The 18,952-nt window shown below is 68.5% G+C and carries 15 protein-coding genes and 1 other RNA gene; 7 read left to right on the top strand and 9 right to left on the bottom strand.

All coding sequences use genetic code 11. The annotated features are described in order from the left end of the window. Window position 1: 1 nt before the first annotated feature. Window positions 2–337, bottom strand: an RNA gene (rnpB, locus tag VAR608DRAFT_RS19265) — RNase P RNA component class A. A 71-nt stretch (window positions 338–408) separates the two neighbouring features. On the opposite strand from rnpB, the gene cysK reads away from it, so the two are divergent. Next, window positions 409–1,329, top strand: a complete 921-nt coding sequence (cysK, locus tag VAR608DRAFT_RS19260) for a cysteine synthase A (protein WP_088958866.1) — start codon at window positions 409–411, stop codon at window positions 1,327–1,329. Window positions 1,330–1,507: 178 nt separating this feature from the next. Further along, window positions 1,508–3,169 carry an NAD(P)/FAD-dependent oxidoreductase gene (locus tag VAR608DRAFT_RS19255; RefSeq protein ID WP_088955505.1) on the top strand — a complete coding sequence of 554 codons (1,662 nt, stop codon included), beginning with the start codon at window positions 1,508–1,510 and terminating at the stop codon, window positions 3,167–3,169. A 50-nt stretch (window positions 3,170–3,219) separates the two neighbouring features. Here the strand turns inward: VAR608DRAFT_RS19255 and htpX are convergent, their stop codons facing one another. From htpX to VAR608DRAFT_RS19215, 8 genes are all read right to left on the bottom strand, one after another. Continuing rightward, the gene (htpX, locus tag VAR608DRAFT_RS19250) at window positions 3,220–4,095 is read right to left on the bottom strand and encodes a protease HtpX (RefSeq protein ID WP_088955504.1); all 876 of its coding nucleotides are present in this window, start codon (window positions 4,093–4,095) and stop codon (window positions 3,220–3,222) included. Window positions 4,096–4,173: 78 nt separating this feature from the next. Continuing rightward, window positions 4,174–4,911: a DUF3025 domain-containing protein gene (locus VAR608DRAFT_RS19245; protein WP_088958865.1), complete on the bottom strand. Its 738-nt coding sequence runs from the start codon at window positions 4,909–4,911 to the stop codon at window positions 4,174–4,176. Between the two features lie 47 nt (window positions 4,912–4,958). Then, window positions 4,959–5,678, bottom strand: a complete 720-nt coding sequence (locus tag VAR608DRAFT_RS19240; protein WP_088955503.1) for an NYN domain-containing protein — start codon at window positions 5,676–5,678, stop codon at window positions 4,959–4,961. After that, window positions 5,675–6,715 (bottom strand): dihydroorotase, encoded by a 1,041-nt coding sequence (gene pyrC, locus VAR608DRAFT_RS19235; RefSeq protein ID WP_088955502.1) that lies wholly within the window; start codon window positions 6,713–6,715, stop codon window positions 5,675–5,677. The genes VAR608DRAFT_RS19240 and pyrC overlap by 4 nt, the downstream gene beginning before the upstream one ends. A gap of 29 nt (window positions 6,716–6,744) precedes the next feature. Next, window positions 6,745–7,116, bottom strand: a complete 372-nt coding sequence (locus VAR608DRAFT_RS19230; RefSeq protein ID WP_088955501.1) for a hypothetical protein — start codon at window positions 7,114–7,116, stop codon at window positions 6,745–6,747. Beyond that, the gene (locus VAR608DRAFT_RS19225) at window positions 7,113–9,500 is read right to left on the bottom strand and encodes a DUF3141 domain-containing protein (RefSeq protein WP_231972892.1); all 2,388 of its coding nucleotides are present in this window, start codon (window positions 9,498–9,500) and stop codon (window positions 7,113–7,115) included. The genes VAR608DRAFT_RS19230 and VAR608DRAFT_RS19225 overlap by 4 nt, the downstream gene beginning before the upstream one ends. A 172-nt stretch (window positions 9,501–9,672) precedes the next feature. Then, window positions 9,673–10,242, bottom strand: a complete 570-nt coding sequence (locus VAR608DRAFT_RS19220; protein WP_088955500.1) for a hypothetical protein — start codon at window positions 10,240–10,242, stop codon at window positions 9,673–9,675. After that, entirely contained in the window at window positions 10,239–11,150 is a 912-nt protein-coding gene (locus VAR608DRAFT_RS19215; RefSeq protein ID WP_088955499.1) for a LysR family transcriptional regulator, read from the bottom strand. Before VAR608DRAFT_RS19215 ends, VAR608DRAFT_RS19220 begins: the two co-directional genes overlap by 4 nt. A gap of 136 nt (window positions 11,151–11,286) precedes the next feature. Between VAR608DRAFT_RS19215 and VAR608DRAFT_RS19210 the strand changes: the two genes are divergently transcribed. From VAR608DRAFT_RS19210 to VAR608DRAFT_RS19190, 5 genes are read left to right on the top strand one after another with little or no spacing between them, the layout of a single operon-like run. Beyond that, window positions 11,287–13,422: a 3-hydroxyacyl-CoA dehydrogenase NAD-binding domain-containing protein gene (locus tag VAR608DRAFT_RS19210; protein ID WP_088955498.1), complete on the top strand. Its 2,136-nt coding sequence runs from the start codon at window positions 11,287–11,289 to the stop codon at window positions 13,420–13,422. A gap of 25 nt (window positions 13,423–13,447) precedes the next feature. Continuing rightward, entirely contained in the window at window positions 13,448–14,638 is a 1,191-nt protein-coding gene (locus tag VAR608DRAFT_RS19205; RefSeq protein WP_088955497.1) for an acetyl-CoA C-acyltransferase, read from the top strand. A 10-nt stretch (window positions 14,639–14,648) separates the two neighbouring features. Beyond that, entirely contained in the window at window positions 14,649–15,851 is a 1,203-nt protein-coding gene (locus VAR608DRAFT_RS19200) for an acyl-CoA dehydrogenase family protein (protein ID WP_088955496.1), read from the top strand. Window positions 15,852–15,862: 11 nt separating this feature from the next. Then, window positions 15,863–16,993, top strand: a complete 1,131-nt coding sequence (locus VAR608DRAFT_RS19195; protein ID WP_088955495.1) for an acyl-CoA dehydrogenase family protein — start codon at window positions 15,863–15,865, stop codon at window positions 16,991–16,993. 10 nt (window positions 16,994–17,003) lie between these two features. Beyond that, entirely contained in the window at window positions 17,004–18,950 is a 1,947-nt protein-coding gene (locus VAR608DRAFT_RS19190; protein WP_088955494.1) for an acyl-CoA synthetase, read from the top strand. Window positions 18,951–18,952: the final 2 nt, after the last annotated feature.

The following is an 18,952-nucleotide window of genomic DNA, read 5'->3' as shown; positions in this document are numbered from 1 at the left end:
AGTGTGAAGCCCGCCTGTAAGCCGGATTCTGTGCATCGGCGCTCTTGCGAGACGCCGACGTGACCGCCATTACTCTGGGCCGTTCGTCGCCGAACGGCTCGGTGCCACCTACCCGCCAGCTCTGCGGATCCACATCAACGCTGGCCTACTTGGTGTTGCTGCGCGCAGAGATTGCCCGTTTCACCCGGCCGGGGTTGCCCCCGGCCGACTCGTCTCTGTTGCTCTGATCCTCACCTCGCGGTGGAGAGCCGTTAGCTCCTGCGCTGTCCTGTGCAGTCCGGACGTTCCTCCAGTGCGCTCTTTCGAGACATGCACCAGCGGCGGTCCGGCGTGCTTCACGCGGGGATTATCGCCACAATGGCGCTCCCGTTCATTCATCAGGCCATCCCGGCACGCGAGCAAGGACCCATGAAAGCAGAGAACATCCTCCAAACCATCGGCAACACGCCGCACATCCGCATCCAGCGCCTGTTCGGCCATGCGACCCAAGAGGTCTGGATCAAATCCGAGCGCGCCAATCCGGGCGGATCGATCAAGGACCGCATCGCGCTGTCGATGGTCGAGGATGCCGAGCGCTCCGGCAAGCTACGGCCCGGCGGCACGATCGTCGAGCCGACCTCGGGCAACACCGGCATCGGCCTGGCGATGGTCGCGGCGGTCAAGGGCTACAAGCTGATCCTCGTGATGCCCGACAGCATGTCGCTCGAACGCCGCCGGCTCATGCTGGCCTACGGCGCGACCTTCGATCTCACGCCGCGCGAGAAAGGCATGAAGGGCTCCATCGCCCGCGCCGAGGAAATCGTCGCCGGCACGCCCGGCGCCTGGATGCCGCAGCAGTTCGACAACCCGGCCAACGTGGCGGTGCACGAGCGCACCACGGCCGAGGAGATCGCGGCCGATTTTCCCCAGGGCGTCGACGTGCTGATCACCGGCGTGGGCACCGGCGGCCACATCACCGGCTGCGCACGGATCCTCAAGAAGAAGTGGCCCAAGCTCAAGGTCTTCGCGGTCGAGCCGGTGGCCTCGCCCGTGATCTCCGGCGGCCAGCCGTCGCCGCATCCGATCCAGGGCATCGGCGCGGGCTTCATCCCGAAGAACCTCGACACCTCGCTGCTCGACGGCGTGATCCAGGTCGATGCCGAGCCGGCGCGCGAGATGGCGCGGCGCTGCGCGCGCGAGGAAGGCATCCTCGTGGGTATTTCATCCGGCGCCACGCTGACCGCCATCGGCCAGAAGCTGCCCTCGCTGCCGCGCGATGCGGTGGTGCTCGGCTTCAACTACGACACCGGCGAGCGCTACCTGTCCGTCGACGGATTCCTGCCGACGTAGAAGGCGGGCCCTTATGATTCGCGCCTTGCCTGATAACTACAGGCCTCCAGCGACGCATGAAACTGGCGCAACCCAGGCCAGGGCACCCGCGCACCCGGCTTTGCCGGGCCGCCGGGTGCGCCCCCGGAGAGGGGGTGTCAGAGCCACACGAAGTGGGCGAGGCTGGGGGTGAGTTCATATGCTGCGAATCTCCGAAATCAAACTGCCGCTCGACCATGACCAGGCGGCCCTCCCCCACGCCGTCGACACCCTGCTGGGCACACCGCCCGGCGCGGTGACCGCGATCAAGGTCTACAAGCGCAGCTTCGATGCGCGCAAGGTGCAACTGCTGCAGGCCTACATCCTCGATGTGAGCCTCGCGGACCCGGCGCTCGAAGCGCAGCTCCTCGCCCGGTTCGCCGAGAACCCGCGCGTCTCGGCCACACCCGACATGGCCTGGCACGCGCCCGCCAGGGCACCTGCGAACCTCCCGTTGCGACCGGTGGTGGTCGGCTTCGGCCCCTGCGGCATCTTCGCCGCGCTCGCGCTCGCGCAGATGGGCTTCAAGCCCATCGTGCTGGAGCGCGGCAAGACGGTGCGCGAGCGCACCAAGGACACCTGGGGCCTGTGGCGCAAGAGCGTGCTGAACCCGGAGTCGAACGTGCAGTTCGGCGAAGGCGGCGCCGGCACTTTTTCCGACGGCAAGCTCTACAGCCAGATCAAGGACCCGCGCTTCCTCGGCCGCAAGGTGATGGAGGAGTTCGTCAAGGCCGGCGCGCCGGAGGAGATCCTCTACGTCGCGCATCCGCACATCGGCACCTTCAAGCTGGTGAAGGTGGTCGAGGGCATCCGCGAGGAGATCATCGCCCTCGGCGGCGAGATCCGCTTCGAGCAGCGCGTGACCGACGTGCTGATCGAGGACGGCCCGGACGGCCGGCACCTGCGCGGCCTGAGGGTGCTCGACCAGCGCAGCGGCGAGACCAGCGAGCTGCGCGCCGACCATGTCGTGATGGCGCTCGGCCACAGCTCGCGCGACACCTTCGCGATGCTGCACGAGCGCGGCGTGCAGATCGAGGCCAAGCCCTTCTCGATCGGCTTTCGCGTGGAGCATCCGCAGGGCCTGATCGACCGCGCCCGCTGGGGCCGGCACGCCGGACATCCGCTGCTCGGCGCGGCGGACTACAAGCTGGTGCATCACGCGAGCAACGGGCGCTCGGTGTACAGCTTCTGCATGTGCCCGGGCGGCACCGTCGTCGCGGCAACCAGCGAGCCGGGCCGCGTCGTGACCAACGGCATGAGCCAGTACTCGCGCAACGAACGCAACGCCAACGCCGGCATCGTGGTAGGCATCGAGCCCAGCGACTACCCGGGTTGGGAAGAAGGCCGGACCGGCTCGCCGCTCGCGGGCATCGCGCTGCAGCGCTCGCTCGAATCCAACGCCTACGTGCTCGGCGGCGGCGACTACCGCGCGCCGGGGCAGCTGGTGGGCGACTTCGTCGCCGGCAAGCCGTCGACCGCGCTCGGCAGCGTCGAGCCGTCGTACAAGCCCGGCGTGACGCTCGGCGACCTGCATGCGGCACTGCCCGCGTACGCGATCGAGGCGATGCGCGAAGCCTTTCCGGCCTTCGGCCGCAAGATCAAGGACTTCGACCTGCACGACGCCGTGCTGACCGGCGTCGAGACGCGCACCTCGTCGCCGATCCGGATCGGGCGCGGCGAGGATTTCCAGAGCCTCAACGTGCGCGGGCTCTATCCGGCCGGCGAAGGCGCAGGCTACGCGGGCGGGATTCTGTCGGCGGGCGTGGATGGGTTGAAGGTGGCGGAAGCGCTGGCGCGCACCATTGCCACGCAGGCCGCCTGAACGAAAAAAAGCCGCCCGAAGGCGGCTTTTCTTTTGCACGAGATCGGCGATCAGCCTTGTGCGCTCTGAAGCGCAGCGATGCGCTCCTCGATCGGCGGGTGCGTGGCGAACAGGCTGCCCAGCTTGCCGGTGATGCCCATGGCCTCGACCGATTTCGGCAGTTCGCCCGCAGGCAGGCCGCCCAGGCGCGCCAGTGCGTTCACCATCGGCTGCCTGCGGCCCATGAGCTGAGCCGAGCCGGCGTCGGCGCGAAACTCGCGCTGGCGCGAGAACCAGGCCACCACGATGGCGGCGGCAAAGCCGAGCACGATGTCGAGCACGAGCGTCGTCACCATGTAGCCGATGCCGGGGCCGGAGGAGCGTTCGTCGCCGCGGCGCAGGAAGCTGTCGACCGCATAGCCGATCACGCGCGAGAGGAACACGACGAAGGTGTTCATCACGCCCTGGATCAGCGTCATCGTGACCATGTCGCCGTTGGCGACGTGTGCGATTTCGTGGCCGATCACGGCCTCGACCTCTTCGCGCGTCATGTTCTGCAGCAGGCCGGTCGAGACCGCGACCAAGGCCGAGTTCCTGAACGCGCCGGTGGCGAAGGCATTGGGCTCGCCTTCGAAGATGCCGACCTCGGGCATGCCGATGCCGGCCTTGTCGGCAAACTTCCTGACCGTCTGGACGATCCAGGCTTCATCGGGCGACTGCGGGTCGTTGATGATGTGAACGCCCGCCGACCACTTGGCCATCGGCTTGCTGATCAAGAGCGAAATGATCGCGCCGCCGAAGCCCATCACCAGCGCGAAGCCGAGCAGCGCGCCCAGGTTCAGTCCATTGGCCGTGAGGAAGCGGTTGACGCCGAGCAGGCTCGCGACGACGCCCAGCACCGCCACGACCAGGACGTTGGTCAGCACGAACAGAAGGATGCGTTTCAAGTGGTTTCTCCGTGAGGCAAACGTAGCGCAGATGGGGGCCGGACCGGTCCGCTTCAAGCTGCGCCGACGTGGCAGGGACTAGGGGGTTGGACTTGGTTCTGCGCCCCTGCGTGGACGAAAGACTTCCGAGTCATCATAGAAGGAAAAGTTCTCGTTTTGAATGCACCACCCCGGCACACCGAGCACCGGCAGCGGGGTGAATGGCTTGGTCGCCAGGTGCGCGGGATGGAGCAAGGCCGCAATGGTCGCATCGTCCCGTGCGCTCGAATTCAAATCCCCCGCAGCGATGAGGACATGGGCGGTCGTGGCCTTGCGCGGGACGGTCAGTTTTTCGAGCAGTGCATGGCCGAACACGAGCAGTCGCGCCTCGCGCCACAGAGGTCGATGCGTGACGAAAAGGCCCTGCCAGTCGCGGGCGAGCAGCGCCTGCCACAGCGGCCTCGGCGCATCGAGCACCGCGCCGTTCTCGTCGAACAGCGTGAGCGCATCGCGCAGCGGCCCGCGCGTGGCGCCGATGCCGTCGCGCGCGATCTGGTCCGCCTGCAATTCGTTCAGGCGCCGCTTGGTTTCGGGGTAGTGCAGCCACACGAGGCCATTGAAGAAGTCGTGCAGGTTGTCGCGCGTCGGAACGCATGCGCTTCGATGGATGAAGGCTTCGTAGGCTTCGCCCGGCGGTGCGCTATTGCCGGGCACGAACTGCAGCGGGCCCGAAGCCAGCGCGATGGATGCCGGTTCATCCGAGAGCGCTTCACTGACGCTGGCGCCCTCGACAATCTTCGCCGTGAGACGCGACGCCCGCGCGGCGTAAGGCGCCATCCAGGGCGTGGCCGTATCGAAGCCCCAGGAGGCGCCGCCGGATGCGCTCACGACCGCATGGGGCCGACGTACTGCACCTTGTTGGGCGTCTTCTCGGGTGTCAGCAGGAACAGCTCGGGATGCTTCTTGAACAGCTTGGGCGAGCTCGCGCTCTTGCCGAGCAGCTTGGCGGCGCGCAGGCGCTCGGCCGCGAGGTTGAGCTCGACCTTGTTGCCGGTCGCCAGTTCGACGACTGCGTCGAGGATGCGGTGCACGTCATCCGGCAGATCCGGTACCGCTGGTGCCGGCGGCGGAGCGGCCTTGGCGCGCCGGGTGCGCTTGGCCGGCGAGGCCTTCGGCGGCTGGTGATGCAACAGATCGACGAAGCTGTCGTAGATGGCCACCGTCTCATCGCCCGTCTTGCCCTGCTGGCCGATGCCGCAGACGCGGCAGCCCTTCTCGCGCAGGCGGATCACCAGGGGTGCGAAGTCCGAATCCGACGACACCAGCACGACCACGTCCGGCCGTTCGGCAACCACGAGGTCGATCGCATCGACCGCCATCGCGATGTCGGTGCTGTTCTTGCCGGCGGAGAGGTTGACCATCGGCCGCACCGAGAGGCGCTTGAAGAGCGCCTGCTGCTTGAGCGCCGTCTCCGCGTTGCAGTACGCGCGCCGCACGTGGATGTTGCCGTACTCGGTCATCGTGCGCTGCACGGCCTGCTCGATCACGTCGGCAGAGACGTTGTCGGCGTCGATCAGCAGGGTCACGCGCGGCGAAGCGTTCACACCATCCTCCAGCCGACGGTTTCGCCGCCGCGCAGCGGCTTCAGCGTGGCGTCGCCGTAGGGCACGGTCTCGGGCACCGTCCAACTTTCGCGGCGTAGGGTGACGGTGCCCTTGTTGCGCGGCAGGCCATAGAAGTCGGCGCCGTGGAAGCTCGCGAAGCCTTCGAGCTTGCCGAGCGCGCCGGCCTTGTCGAAGGCTTCGGCATAGAGCTCCAGCGCGGTCAGGGCGGTGTAGCAGCCTGCGCAGCCGAGCGCATGCTCCTTGAGGTGCGCGGGATGCGGCGCGCTGTCGGTGCCGAGGAAGAAGCGGTCGCTGCCGCTGGTCGCCGCTTCGACCAGCGCCACGCGATGCGTCTCGCGCTTGAGCACCGGCAGGCAGTAGAAGTGCGGCCGGATGCCGCCGGTGAAGATCGCGTTGCGGTTGTAGAGCAGATGGTGCGCGGTGATCGTGGCAGCCGTGAAGCGGCTCGCGTCACGCACGTAGTGGGCGCCTTCCTGGGTCGTCAGGTGCTCGAACACCACCTTGAGCTCGGGGAAGTCGCGGCGCAGCGGAATCATCACCCGGTCGATGAACACCGCTTCGCGGTCGAACAGGTCGACCGCCGGATCGGTGACCTCGCCGTGCACCAGCAGCAGCAGGCCGTGCTTCTGCATCGCCGCGAGCGTCGCGTAGGTCTTGCGGATGTCGGTCACGCCGGCATCGCTGTTGGTGGTCGCGCCGGCGGGGTAGAGCTTGAGGGCGCGCACGCCGGCATCGGCGGCGCGCTGGATCTCTTCGGGCGGCAGGTTGTCGGTGAGGTAGAGCGACATGACCGGCTCGAAATCCGTGCCGGCGGGCACCGCGGCGCGGATGCGATCGCGGTACGCCACGGCCTGCTCTGCGGTGGTCACCGGGGGACGCAGGTTCGGCATGATCAGCGCGCGGCCGAACTGGCGGGCGGAATGCGGAACCACGGCTGCGAGCGCGGCACCGTCGCGCACATGCAGGTGCCAGTCGTCGGGGCGGGTGATGGTGAGTGTGTCGGCGGGGCTGTTCATGGGCCGGATTGTCCCATCCGGCCGCCCGCTCAGCCCGGCGGCGTGCCCAGCTGGTCGCCCACGCGCCCGCGCAAGTGCTCGCGCACGCTGGAGGCGATCGCCGTGGTTTCCTCTTCGCCGAGCTCCAGCGCCATCTGGTTGCGCGCCGAGAAATGCATGATGAGCAGCGAGCGCAGCTTTTCGAACGCGGCGGGATTGGCGTGGCCACAGACCAGTGCGTCGCGTTTCAGCACACGCTCCACCACGCCCTCTTCGAGCAGCGGCACGCGGCAGATGATCGCCTCCTGCGCGATCGAGAGATCGATGCTCTCCAGCAGCATGGACCAATGCGCCTCTGTGAAGCGCTCTTCGTGATGGAGGGGTTGGGTTTCGCTCATGTCGACCTCGTCGGTGCTCGTCACCGGCTCGTCTTCTTCGCGGCTCGCGCGGTCTTTGAGGCCGGCCTTGCGCGGCGCTTCGGCGCGGCAAGGGCGGCAGGGGCAGCAGAAGCGGCAGGCGCCGAAGCTTCGGGCGTCACGCCGGGCACCGGGCCTGCCGTGCCCTGCGCCTCGGCCGTCGCGACGGTCTGGGCCAGCGACAACGCAAGTGCGGCGGCCCGCGAGGTGTCGATGTCCAGCAGCGCATGCACGTTGCGCGAGACCGGCGATTGCGGATCCGCCAGTTCAGGCTCCGACATCAAAACGGCGGCGGCCAACGCGACGGCACGCTCGCGTTCGGCCTGCGTGGGCAGCATCTTCGGCAGCTGCGCCATCGCCTCTTCGGGCGCGAAGGCGACGATCAGCGCCTGGCCATCGAGCAGCTTCTGCCAGTCTTCGATGTGGCCGCTGGCGACCGGCAGGGCAAAGTGCCGCGCCATCGCCTGATGCGAGGTCGCGAGCAGGCGGCCGATGTGCATGCCGCGCCGTTCCAGCGCGCCGCGCTTCGCGAGTCCCGCCAGCACGATGCGGCAGACCGCCTCGGCGTAGCCGCCCTGCCCGACATGCCGCAACGCCAGGCGGCGCGCATGCGCCTCGTCGGTCCTGGCGCGGGCCTCGGCGGCGAGCTCGTCCGCAGCCTCGGGCGGCAGCAGCGCGCCGAGTCCGCGCGGGCCGTAAGCCAGGTTGACCCACCGCTCGGTGGCGCCGTCGCGCAGGCCGCCGACGCGATTGAGCGCCTCGGTGATCCACTGCGAACCCAGGCGCTCCCAGGCCAGCCATGGGTTGTTCCCGGCCACCGGCTGGCGGCTCTCGCGCACCTGCTCCGCCGCACGCGCCAGCCAGCGCGCGCCCGGGCTCAGGTCCGACAGCGCCAGATGCTGCATCCGCAGCGGATGCGTCCAGCGCATGGCCTCGCCGAGCGCCCTGCTGCCGACGCTGCGCACCCACGGCTGCAGCCATGTGCGGTAGATCTTCATGTTGATCTCGGACATCTGCGCCACGGTGCTGAACAGCGCTTCGTCCTGCCGGCCGTCGGGGTCGAGGGCGCGGATGTCGTCCACGGTGCGGGTCTCGAAGCGCACGCTGAAGCTGCCGGCCTCGAGTTCGGCGAAGGAAGCCTTCGGATCCTTGGGCTCGATCTTCATCTCGAACAGGCCGGGCGGCAGCGCCTCGATCATGTCGAGGGTGTTGATGACCTGGTCGTGTTCCTTCCGGGCTACCGCGCCGCCCACGAAGATGCCCAGGTGGCCGATGGTCGGATGCAGCATGTAGACGATGGTGCGGCCCGTCGCGACCAGCGCCTTCTCGCTGCCCCACACGTCGAGGATCCAGTTCAGCGCCTGCTGCGGCGGCGTGATGTTGTCGCCCCATGAAGCGAAGATGACGACCGGCGAGGTGATGTTGCGCAGGTCGATCGGCACGCCGTCCGGTGTCTTCACCTCGCCGCGCGCGAGGCGGTTGCCGACGAAGAGGTTCTCGACGATGGCCTCGATCTCCTCGCCCGTCATGCGGAAGTAGCCGCCCCACCAGCGCTCGAATTCGAGAAAGCGCTCGCGCTCCGCGTCGACGTTGGCGTAGAGGTTGTAGTACTTGCCCCAGTAGGTGTTGCCGAGGTTGAGGTTCTCGAAGTTCTCGACCAGGTAGGCGCCGTCGAAGCGGTCGCCCGCCAGGTCCGACGACAGCGCGGACAGCCACGCGCCGCCGAGCATGCCGCCCGCGTAGCGCATCGGGTTCTGCTTGGCGCTGCCCGCCCAATAGGACAGCGGCGCGCCGTTGAGCACGATGGGCCCCATGATGTCGTTGCGCACCGACGCGAGGCAGGCCACCGCCCAGCCGGCCTGGCAATTGCCGATCACGGCGGGCTTGACCTCGCACTCGGGGTGGCGGCGCACGACTTCCTCGATGAAGGCCGCCTCCGCGCGTGCGACGTCGAGCAGCGTCTGCCCCTCGACCGGCTCCGGCGCGAAGGTCACGAAGTACACCGGATGGCCCGCCCGCAAGGCCACGCCCACTTCCGAGTCGGGCTTGAAGCCGCCAATGCCCGGACCGTGCCCGGCGCGCGGGTCGATGACGACGATGGGCCGCTTCGCCGCATCGACGCGCACGCCGGCCGGCGGCACGATGCGCAGCAGCGAGTAGTTGCAGGGCTCTGGAAGATCGCGGCCGTCGACCAGCAACTCGTGCTCGAAGTCGAGCAGCGGCGGCTTGCCCTCGCTCAGATGCTCCAGATAAATGTTGCCGCGCTCACGCAGCACGTCGAGGTACAGCAGGCCGCGCTGCCATGCATCGGACACATAGCTCGCCGCTTCCTGCTGCAGGCGTCGCATCGGGTTGCCGCCGGCTTCGGACATCGCGTTCGCACGGATCATCAGGGACTCCAGGCTTCATATGTTGCAGTGCAACATGCATTATCCATAGCCCCTATGACGCGGCAATGTGGCCGGCAGAGACCCCATGCAGCCCTCAACCGCGCGTCTCCCCATCCGCACAACGACCGCCTGATCGAAGCCGGCGGCCCTGAAGCCGCCCGGACACAAATGTTCAGCCGTTCGACGCGAAGACGCGGCTCAGCACCGACCGGCGCCGCGGCGCGGCCGGCGCCTTGACCTGCGCCGCCTTGAACTGCGCGTAGGCCGCGCGCTCCGCCTGCAGCACGGCCTCGAGCGCCTCGAGGCTGGCGCGGTCGTAGGCCCACATGCCGCTCACCGTGAAGTGCGCCTCCTTGCCGCGCAGGGGCTTCGGCGCCACCTGCACGTTGCGCACCCCGATGCTCTGCAGCAGGTCCGCGCGCGCTTGCGCCAGATAGGCCTGCCGGCCTTCGAAGCCGTCGATGTCGCGGCCCAGCACGATCTCGATGGCGCTGATCGCCTCGTAGCTCGTCGCCACGAAATTGACCACTTCTGCGATGACCAGCTTCGCGATGCGCTTCGCGAGGTATTCCGCCTGGTTGGCGGCCTCGAAGTCACCCAGCAGGATCTCGTTGCCTGTTGGAGCAAGAACGACCGTTCGCACGATTCCCACGCTCGCGCCATCATCCAGCACCTCGATCGGCGTGCCCAGCACGTAGCGGTCCGACCCAGGACTCCTCATCGTCAGGTTTTCGAAGCTCATGCCTGCGATGCTACTGGAGAGGGGCCTCGGGCCCGGGCCAGGATGAAATCGATGAAGGTGCGCGTGGCGCGCGTGTGCTGCCGGTTGGGCATGTAGAGCATGTACATCTGCGTGCCGAAGATGCTGAGCCGCCAGTCGTCGAGCGTGGTCAGCACTTCGCCGCGCCGCACGTCGTCGTTCATGAGGTAGTCGGGCACGAGCCCGATGCCGAGCCCCGCGAGGATGGCCTGCCGCAGGAAGAGGAAGTTCTCCGAGATCAGCGTCGGCTCCAGCACCACTTCGCGCCGTTCCTCGCCCTGGTAGGCGGCGACGCGCAGCTGCCGCCCGATCACCGCCGCGGTGACCACCGGCGCGGACTGCAGTTCGTCGAGCTGCGTCGGCAGGCCATGCTGCGCGGCGTACTCGCGCGACGCGCAGGCGACGTAGCGCACCGGACCGAGGTCGCGCGCGACGAGGTTCTGCGGCGGCTCCGGGATCACGCGGATCGCGATGTCGACTTCGTCGCGCAGCAGGTCCTCGATGCGGTTCTCGAACAGCACGTCGAGCACGATGCCCGGGTACTGGCGCTTGAAGTCGATCAGCCACTCGGACATCACGATCTGCCCGTAGCCGCTCGGCACGCTCAGGCGCACCCGGCCGAGCAGGCTCTGGCCCAGCGTGGTGACCGACTCGCGCGCCGCCGCGAGCTCGCTCTGGATCGCCAGGCCGTGCTGGTAGAGGCGCAGCCCGATCTCGGTCGGCTCCGCGCGCCGCGTGGTGCGGCGCACGAGCTGTGCGCCGACCGAGCGCTCGAGCTGGTTCAGGTGGTAGCTCACGTTCGCGCGGGTCATCTTGAGCCGGCGCGCAGCCTCGCTGAGGTTGCCGGCGTCCAGGATTTCGACGAGGAGGGTGAGCGATTGCAGATCCATGCAAGCCCGATTTTGTCAAAAATGCCTTGACAGTCTGTCAATCGCCAATGCAATTGTCAAAGGCGGTCGCGAGGCCAAGAATTCGAGGTTCACCCTCAAGGAACCCTCAGGGTTCGCGCCTTCGGAGACACACTGCATGGCTTCCCCTGCCTCTTCCACGCCCTCCACGCCTTCTCCCGTCACCTTCCGCCGCGATGGCGACTTGTTCGTCGTCACCGTCGACAACCCGCCGGTCAACGCGCTCGGCGTCGACGTCCGCCGCGGCCTCGTTGCCGCGATCGAAGCCGCCGAGGCCGACGGCAACGCGGCCGCGGTGCTGATCGTGGGCGCGGGCCGCAACTTCATCGCCGGCGCCGACATCCGCGAATTCGGCAAGACGCCGCAGCCGCCGTCGCTGCCCGAGGTCTGCAAGCGCATCGAGGACTGCAGCAAGCCGGTGCTGGCCGCGATCCACGGCGCGGCGCTCGGCGGCGGACTGGAGATCGCGCTCTCGGCCCACTACCGCCTCGCGGTGCCCTCGGCCAAGCTGGGACTGCCCGAAGTGCAGCTCGGCCTGATCCCCGGCTCCGGCGGCACGCAGCGCGCGCCGCGCCTCGTCGGCGTCAAGCCCGCGATCGAGCTGATGCTGAGCGGCCGCCATGCGGGCGCGAAGGAAGCGCTGTCGCTCGGCCTCGTCGACCGGCTGGGCGAGGGCGCCGACGCGCTGGCCGAAGGCATGGCCTATGCGAAGGAACTGATCGCCGCCAAGGCACCGGTGCGCCGCACCCGTGACGCACACGCCTTGGCAGACAAGGAGGCCAGCCGCGCCGCGCTCGACGCCGCGCGCGCCGACACCGCGAAGAAGAGCCGCGGCCTGTTCTCGCCGATGAAGATCGTCGAAGCGGTCGAGGCCGCGCTGACGCTGCCCTTCGACGAGGGCATGGCGCTCGAACGCAAGCTGTTCCTGCAATGCATCGAGAGCCCGCAGCGCGCGGGCCTGATCCACGCCTTCTTCGCCGAGCGCGAAGTGCTGAAGGCGCCCGAGACCAAGGCCGCCAAGCCGCGCCCGCTCGATTCGGCCGGCATCGTCGGCGGCGGCACCATGGGCGCGGGCATCGCGGTGTCGATGCTCGACGCGGGCATCCCGGTCACCATGATCGAGCGCGACGACACCCAGCTCGCGCGCGGCCGCGCCAATGTCGAGAAGGTCTACGACGGGCTGATCCAGAAGGGCCGCATGACACAAGAGGCCAAGGCCGCCGTGCTGGCGCGCTTCAACGGCTCGACCTCGTACGACGCACTGGCCAAGGTCGACATCGTGGTCGAGGCGGTGTTCGAGGAGATGGGCGTCAAGAAGGCGGTCTTCGCCGAGCTCGACCGCGTCTGCAAGCCCGGCGCGGTGATCGCCACCAACACCTCGTACCTCGACATCAACGAGATCGCAGCGAGCATCTCGCGCCCGCAGGACGTGGTGGGCCTGCACTTCTTCTCGCCGGCCAACATCATGAAGCTGCTCGAGATCGTGGTGCCCGCCAAGGTCAGCGCCGACGTGGTCGCGACCGGCTTCGAGCTCGCGAAGAAGCTCAGGAAGGTGCCGGTGCGCGCGGGCGTGTGCGACGGCTTCATCGGCAACCGCATCCTCGCGGTCTACCGGCAGGCGGCCGACCACATGATGGAAGACGGCGCCTCGCCCTACCAGATCGACCAGGCGGTGCGCGACTTCGGCTACCCGATGGGGCCGTTCCAGGTCTCCGACCTCGCGGGCGGCGACATCGGCTGGGCCACGCGCAAGCGCAAGGCTGCCACGCGCGACCCGAAGGCGCGCTACGTGCAGGTGGCCGACCGCATCTGCGAACGCGGCTGGTTCGGCCAGAAGACGCAGCGCGGCTACTACCTCTACCCCGAAGGCGCGCGCACCGGCCAGCCCGATCCCGAGGTGCTCGCGATCATCGACGCCGAGCGCCAGCGCGCCGGCATCACGCCGCGCCCCTTCACCGACGAGGAAATCATCCGCCGCTACATGGCCGCGATGATCAACGAAGGCGCGAACGTGGTGCACCAGCGCATCGCGCTGCGTCCGCTCGATGTGGACGTGACCTTCCTCTATGGCTACGGCTTCCCGCGCCATCGCGGCGGCCCGATGAAGTACGCCGACACCGTGGGCCTCGCCAAGGTGCTGGCCGACATCCGCGAATTCGAAAAGCAGGACCCGGTGTTCTGGAAGCCCTCGCCGCTCCTCATCGAGCTGGTCGAACGCGGCGCCGACTTCGCAAGCCTCAACCAATCCGAGTAGTCCCAGCATCCCAGGAGACATTGCCATGCGCGAAGCCGTCATCGTTTCGACCGCCCGTACGCCGCTCACCAAGTCGCATCGCGGCGAATTCAACATCACGCCCGGCGCCACGCTGGCCGCCTTCGCGGTGAAGGCCGCGGTGGAGCGCGCGGGCATCGACCCGGCGCTGATCGAGGACGCGATCCTCGGCTGCGGCTACCCGGAAGGCACCACCGGCCGCAACATCGCGCGCCAGTCGGTCATCCGCGCCGGCCTGCCGATCTCGATCGCCGGCACCACGGTGAACCGCTTCTGCGCCTCGGGCCTGCAGGCGATCGCGATGGCGGCGGGCCGCATCGTGGTCGAAGGCGCGCCTGCCATGATCGCGGGCGGCGTCGAGAGCATCTCGCAGATCCGCACCCGCAGCGCCACCGACAGCGGCGACAGCGGCATGGACCCGTGGATCGTGGAGCACAAGCCCGCGCTCTACATGGCGATGATCGAGACCGCCGACATCGTCGCGGCGCGCTACGGCATCAGCCGCGAGGCGCAGGACCGCTTCTCCGCCGAGAGCCAGCGCAGGACCGAGGAGGCGCAGCTCGCCGGGCGCTACAAGGACGAGATCGTCCCGTGCACGACGACGATGGCAGTGACCGACAAGGAGACCAAGGAAGTCACGTACCGCGAAGTCACGGCCACGGAGGACAACTGCAACCGCCGCGGCACCACCTACGACGCGCTCGCCAAACTGAAGCCGGTCATGGGCGAGGACAAGTTCATCACCGCCGGCAACGCCTCGCAGTTGTCCGACGGCGCATCGGCCTGCGTGCTGATGGAAGCCAAGGACGCCGAGCGCGCCAACCTCAAGCCGCTGGGCGCCTTCCGCGGCCTCGCGGTGGCCGGCTGCGAGCCCGACGAGATGGGCATCGGCCCGGTGTTCGCGGTGCCGAAGCTGCTCGCGCGCCACGGCCTGAAGGTCGACGACATCGACCTGTGGGAACTCAACGAGGCCTTCGCTTCGCAGTCGATCTACTGCCAGCAGAAGCTGGGCATTCCGTCGGAACGGCTCAACGTCGACGGCGGCGCGATCTCCATCGGCCATCCCTTCGGCATGACCGGCGCGCGCCTCGCGGGCCATGTGCTGATCGAAGGCAAGCGGCGCGGCGCGAAGTATGCCGTGGTCACGATGTGCATCGCCGGCGGCATGGGCGCCGCAGGACTTTTCGAAATCTACTGAGGAGTCCTTCATGGACCTGAACTTCACGCCCGCGGAAGAGGCCTTCCGCGACGAGGTGCGCGCCTTCCTGGCCGCAAAGCTGCCAGAGCGCCTGTCCGACAAGGTCGCGACCGGCAAGCACCTGACCAAGGCCGACATGCAGGAGTGGCACGCCATCCTCAACGAGCGCGGCTGGCTCGCCAACCACTGGCCCCGGCAGTACGGCGGGCCGGGATGGACTGCGGTCGAGAAGTTCATCTTCGAGAACGAATGCGCCCTCGCCCATGCGCCGCGCATCGTGCCCTTCGGCGTGAACATGCTCGGCCCGGTGCTCATCAAGTACGGCAACGAGGCGCAGAAGCAATACTGGCTGCCGCGCATCCTCGACGGCAGCGACTGGTGGTGCCAGGGCTATTCGGAGCCGGGCTCGGGTTCCGACCTCGCCTCGGTCAAGACTTCCGCCGTGCGCGGACGCGATGCCAAGGGCGACCACTACATCGTCAACGGCCAGAAGACCTGGACCACGCTGGGCCAGCACGCCGACATGATCTTCTGCCTGGTGCGCACCAACCGCGAGGCCAAGAAGCAGGAGGGCATCAGCTTCCTCCTGATCGACATGAAGTCGCCCGGCGTCGAGGTGCGGCCGATCATCACGCTCGACGGCGAGCACGAAGTCAACGAGGTGTTCTTCTCCGACGTGCGCGTGCCGGCCGAGAACCTCGTCGGCGAGGAAGACAAGGGCTGGACCTGCGCCAAGTACCTCTTGACCTACGAGCGCACCAACATCGCGGGCGTGGGCTTCTCGGTGGCGGCGATGGAGCAGCTCAAGGTCATTGCCGCCACGCAGAAGAAGAACGGCCGCCCGCTCGCCGAGGACCCGGCCTTCGCGGCGCGCATGGCGAAGGTCGAGATCGACCTCGAGAACATGAAGACCACCAACCTGCGCGTGATCGCGGCAGTGGCCGGCGGCGGCGTGCCGGGCGCGGAAAGCTCGATGCTCAAGATCCGCGGCACCGAGATCCGGCAGGAGATCTCGTCGCTCACGCGGCGCGCGATGGGTGCGCAGGCGCGGCCCTTCGTCGCCGAGGCGCTGGAGGAAGGCTATGCGGGCGAAACCTTCAGCCCCGCACCCGCCGCCACAGTGCGCTACTTCAATAACCGCAAGCTGTCGATCTTCGGCGGCTCGAATGAAATCCAGAAGAACATCATCTCCAAGATGATCTTGGGCCTCTGACAGGAACGGTCATGAACTTCGAACACACCGAAGACCGGCGCATGCTCGCCGACAGCCTGAACCGCTTCATCGCGGAGCAGTACGGCTTCGAGGCGCGCAATCGCATCGCGCAATCGAAGGAAGGTTTCAGCCGGGCGATCTGGCAGCAGTTCGCGGAACTGGGCGTGATCGGCGCGCTGTTCAGCGAATCCGACGGCGGTTTCGGCGGCGCGGGCTTCGATGTCGCCGTGGTCTTCGAGGAACTGGGACGCGGGCTCGTGGTCGAGCCGCTGCTCGGCGCGGCGATGGCCGGCGAGGCGATCTCGGCCTGCGGCAACGAGGCGCAGAAGGCGAAGCTGGCCGGGATCATCGGCGGCACCACGGTCGCCGCATTCGCTCACGACGAACCCGAATCGCACTACGAGCTGTCGCGCGTTCGGACGCGCGCCGAACGCAGCGGCGACGGCTGGGTGCTCGACGGCGTGAAGGCCGTGGTGCAGCAGGGCGAACAGGCGAGCCTCTTCGTGGTCTCGGCACGCACTTCGGGCGGCATGGACGACGAAGCCGGCATCTCGCTCTTCCTCGTGCCCGCGAACACGCCGGGCCTCGAGGTGCGCGGCTGCCCCGCGATCGACGGCGGCCGTGTGGCGGAACTGACGTTCGACAACGCGAAGATCGGCGCCGATGCCTTGCTCGGCGCCGAAGGAAAGGGCTTCGACGCGCTCGAACGGGCCATCGGACGCGGCGTGCTCGCCCTGTGCGCCGAAGCGCTCGGCGCGATGGAGTCGGCCAAGACCGCCACGCTGGAGTACCTGCGCACGCGCAAGCAGTTCGGCGTCTTCATCGGCAGCTTCCAGGCGCTGCAGCATCGCATGGCCGACCTGCTGCTGGAGATCGAGCAGGCGCGCTCGGCCGTGATCAACGCCGCGGCCGCGATGGAGGCGGACCGCGTCACGCGCGAACGCGCGCTGTCGGCCGCGAAGTTCAGCATCGGCCGCATCGGCACGCTGGTGGCGCAGGAAAGCATCCAGATGCACGGCGGCATCGGCATGACCTGGGAGCTGCCGCTCGCGCACTTCGCCAAGCGGCTGGTGATGATCGACCACCAGCTCGGCGACGAGGACCACCACCTGCAGCGCTACATCGCGCTCGGCCGCGCCTGAGGGATTCGGCATGAGCACGAATCCTCCGCCCATCGCCGCGCCCTTCAGCGCGTCGTTTCCGATCCGCAGCGAAGGCGACATCCGCAGGCTGGAAGAGACACCGCTCGCCGAAGCGCTCACGGTGCGCAGCACCTACGAGATCTTCCGCAACTCGGCCGCGGCCTTCGGCGACAAGACCGCGCTGACCTTCCTGCGCACCGGCAATCCGGACGACGCGCCGATCCGCTGGTCGTATGCGCAACTGATGGCCGGCATCCACCAGACCGCGAACCTGCTCAACCGGCTCGGCGTCGGGCCCGACGATGCGGTCGCGATCCTGCTGCCGGGCTGCCTCGAATACCACCTCGCGCTCTGGGGCGGTGCGGCGGCCGGCATCGCGCAGCCGCTCAACCCATTGCTCACCGACGAGAAGCTGGTCTCGCTGATGAAGGCCGGCCGCGCGAAGGTGCTGATCGCCTACGGCAGCGATGCCGAATCGGGCATGTGGTCGAAGGCGATGCGCCTGCGCGGCGAGCTGCCCTCGCTCACGACCGTGCTGCGCGTCGCGCCGCACGACGAAGCGCCGGGCAGTGCCGGCCCCTTGCCCGATGGCGTGCTGGACTTTCTGGCGGAACGCATGAAGGAGCCCGGCGACCATCTGGTGAGCGGCCGCGACATCCAGGCCGGCGACATCGCCGCCTACTTCCACACCGGCGGCACCACCGGCGCCCCCAAGCTCGCGCGGCACAGCCACGGCGCGCAGGTGTTCACCGCCTGGGCCAGCATCCAACTCACGGGCCAGAGCGCGAAGGACACCTCGATCAACGGCTACCCGCTGTTCCATGTCGCGGGCGTGCTGCCGGCCTCGCTCGCGCTGCTGTCGGCGGGCGTGGAAATGATCATTCCGACGCCATCGCTGCTGCGCAACAAGGAGGTGGTGGCCAACTACTGGCGGCTGGTCGAGAAGTACCGGGCGACTTCGCTCTCGGCGGTGCCGACGGTGCTCGCCGCGCTGGCCAACGTGCCGCTGGCCGGCGCGGACATCTCGTCGATCCACTACTGCCGCACCGGCGCGGCGGTACTGCCGCCCGAACTGGCGGCGCGTTTCGAGCGGCTCTTCGGCCTGCATGTGCACGAGAGCCTCGGCATGACCGAGATGGCGGGCATCTCGACGATCACGCCGCCGGGCGTGAACGGGCCGGCCGGCTGCGTCGGCTTCCGGCTGCCCTACGCGCAGATGCGCATCGTCGCGCTCGATTCGAACGGCAACGCGAGCGACCGCGACCTGCCGGCCGGCGAGCAGGGCATGGTGCTGTTCAAGTCGCCCAACGTGTTCTCGGGCTTCGTCGATCCGGCCGACACCGCGAAGGCGTTCACCGCCGACGGCTGGCTCGCGACCGGCGACCTGGGCTGGCTGGATGCCGAAGGGCGGCTCAACCTCTCGGGCCGCTCCAAGGACCTGATTATCCGCAGCGGCCACAACATCGATCCCAAGGTCATCGAGGATGCGCTCGGCGCGCACCCTGCGGTGCAGCTCTGCGCCGCGGTGGGCGCGCCCGATGCCTATGCGGGCGAACTGCCGGTGGTCTTCGCCACGCTCGCGCCCGGCGCATCGGCGACCGAAGCCGAGCTGCTCGCCTTCACCGGCGAACGGGTCGACGAGGCGCCCGCCAGGCCGAAGTCGGTGATCGTGATCGAGCACATGCCGATGACCAACGTCGGCAAGATCTACAAGCCGCAGCTGCGCGCGCTGGCCGCGCGCAAGGTGGCGGAGGCCATCGTCGACGAAGCCTGCGCGGCACTGGGTCTTGCGGGTCTTGGCGAAGCGGCGCGGCCGCGCGTCGAGGCGGATGGCGAGAGCGCGCTCAAGGTGATCGTCGATGCGGCCGCCGCGGGTGCCAAGGCCCCGCAACTGCATGCGCAGCTCGCGCAGTCGCTGGGCCGGCTGCCGTTCAGGACGCAGGTGGTCCTGCAGTAGTT

This window comes from Variovorax sp. HW608, assembly GCF_900090195.1.
In the GTDB taxonomy this organism is placed as follows: Bacteria; Pseudomonadota; Gammaproteobacteria; order Burkholderiales; family Burkholderiaceae_C; genus Variovorax.
The sequence above is the reverse complement of the archived record's forward strand: the minus strand, read 5'-3'. Positions and strand labels throughout refer to the sequence as shown.

Coding starts and splice junctions, on each gene's coding strand:
- cysK (WP_088958866.1), top strand. CDS start 409: ATGAAAGCAGAGAACATCCTCCAAACCATCGGCAACACGCCGCACATC.
- VAR608DRAFT_RS19255 (WP_088955505.1), top strand. CDS start 1,508: ATGCTGCGAATCTCCGAAATCAAACTGCCGCTCGACCATGACCAGGCG.
- VAR608DRAFT_RS19245 (WP_088958865.1), bottom strand. CDS start 4,911: ATGGCGCCTTACGCCGCGCGGGCGTCGCGTCTCACGGCGAAGATTGTC.
- pyrC (WP_088955502.1), bottom strand. CDS start 6,715: ATGAACAGCCCCGCCGACACACTCACCATCACCCGCCCCGACGACTGG.
- VAR608DRAFT_RS19225 (WP_231972892.1), bottom strand. CDS start 9,500: ATGATCCGTGCGAACGCGATGTCCGAAGCCGGCGGCAACCCGATGCGA.
- VAR608DRAFT_RS19220 (WP_088955500.1), bottom strand. CDS start 10,242: ATGAGCTTCGAAAACCTGACGATGAGGAGTCCTGGGTCGGACCGCTAC.
- VAR608DRAFT_RS19215 (WP_088955499.1), bottom strand. CDS start 11,150: ATGGATCTGCAATCGCTCACCCTCCTCGTCGAAATCCTGGACGCCGGC.
- VAR608DRAFT_RS19210 (WP_088955498.1), top strand. CDS start 11,287: ATGGCTTCCCCTGCCTCTTCCACGCCCTCCACGCCTTCTCCCGTCACC.
- VAR608DRAFT_RS19205 (WP_088955497.1), top strand. CDS start 13,448: ATGCGCGAAGCCGTCATCGTTTCGACCGCCCGTACGCCGCTCACCAAG.
- VAR608DRAFT_RS19200 (WP_088955496.1), top strand. CDS start 14,649: ATGGACCTGAACTTCACGCCCGCGGAAGAGGCCTTCCGCGACGAGGTG.
- VAR608DRAFT_RS19195 (WP_088955495.1), top strand. CDS start 15,863: ATGAACTTCGAACACACCGAAGACCGGCGCATGCTCGCCGACAGCCTG.
- VAR608DRAFT_RS19190 (WP_088955494.1), top strand. CDS start 17,004: ATGAGCACGAATCCTCCGCCCATCGCCGCGCCCTTCAGCGCGTCGTTT.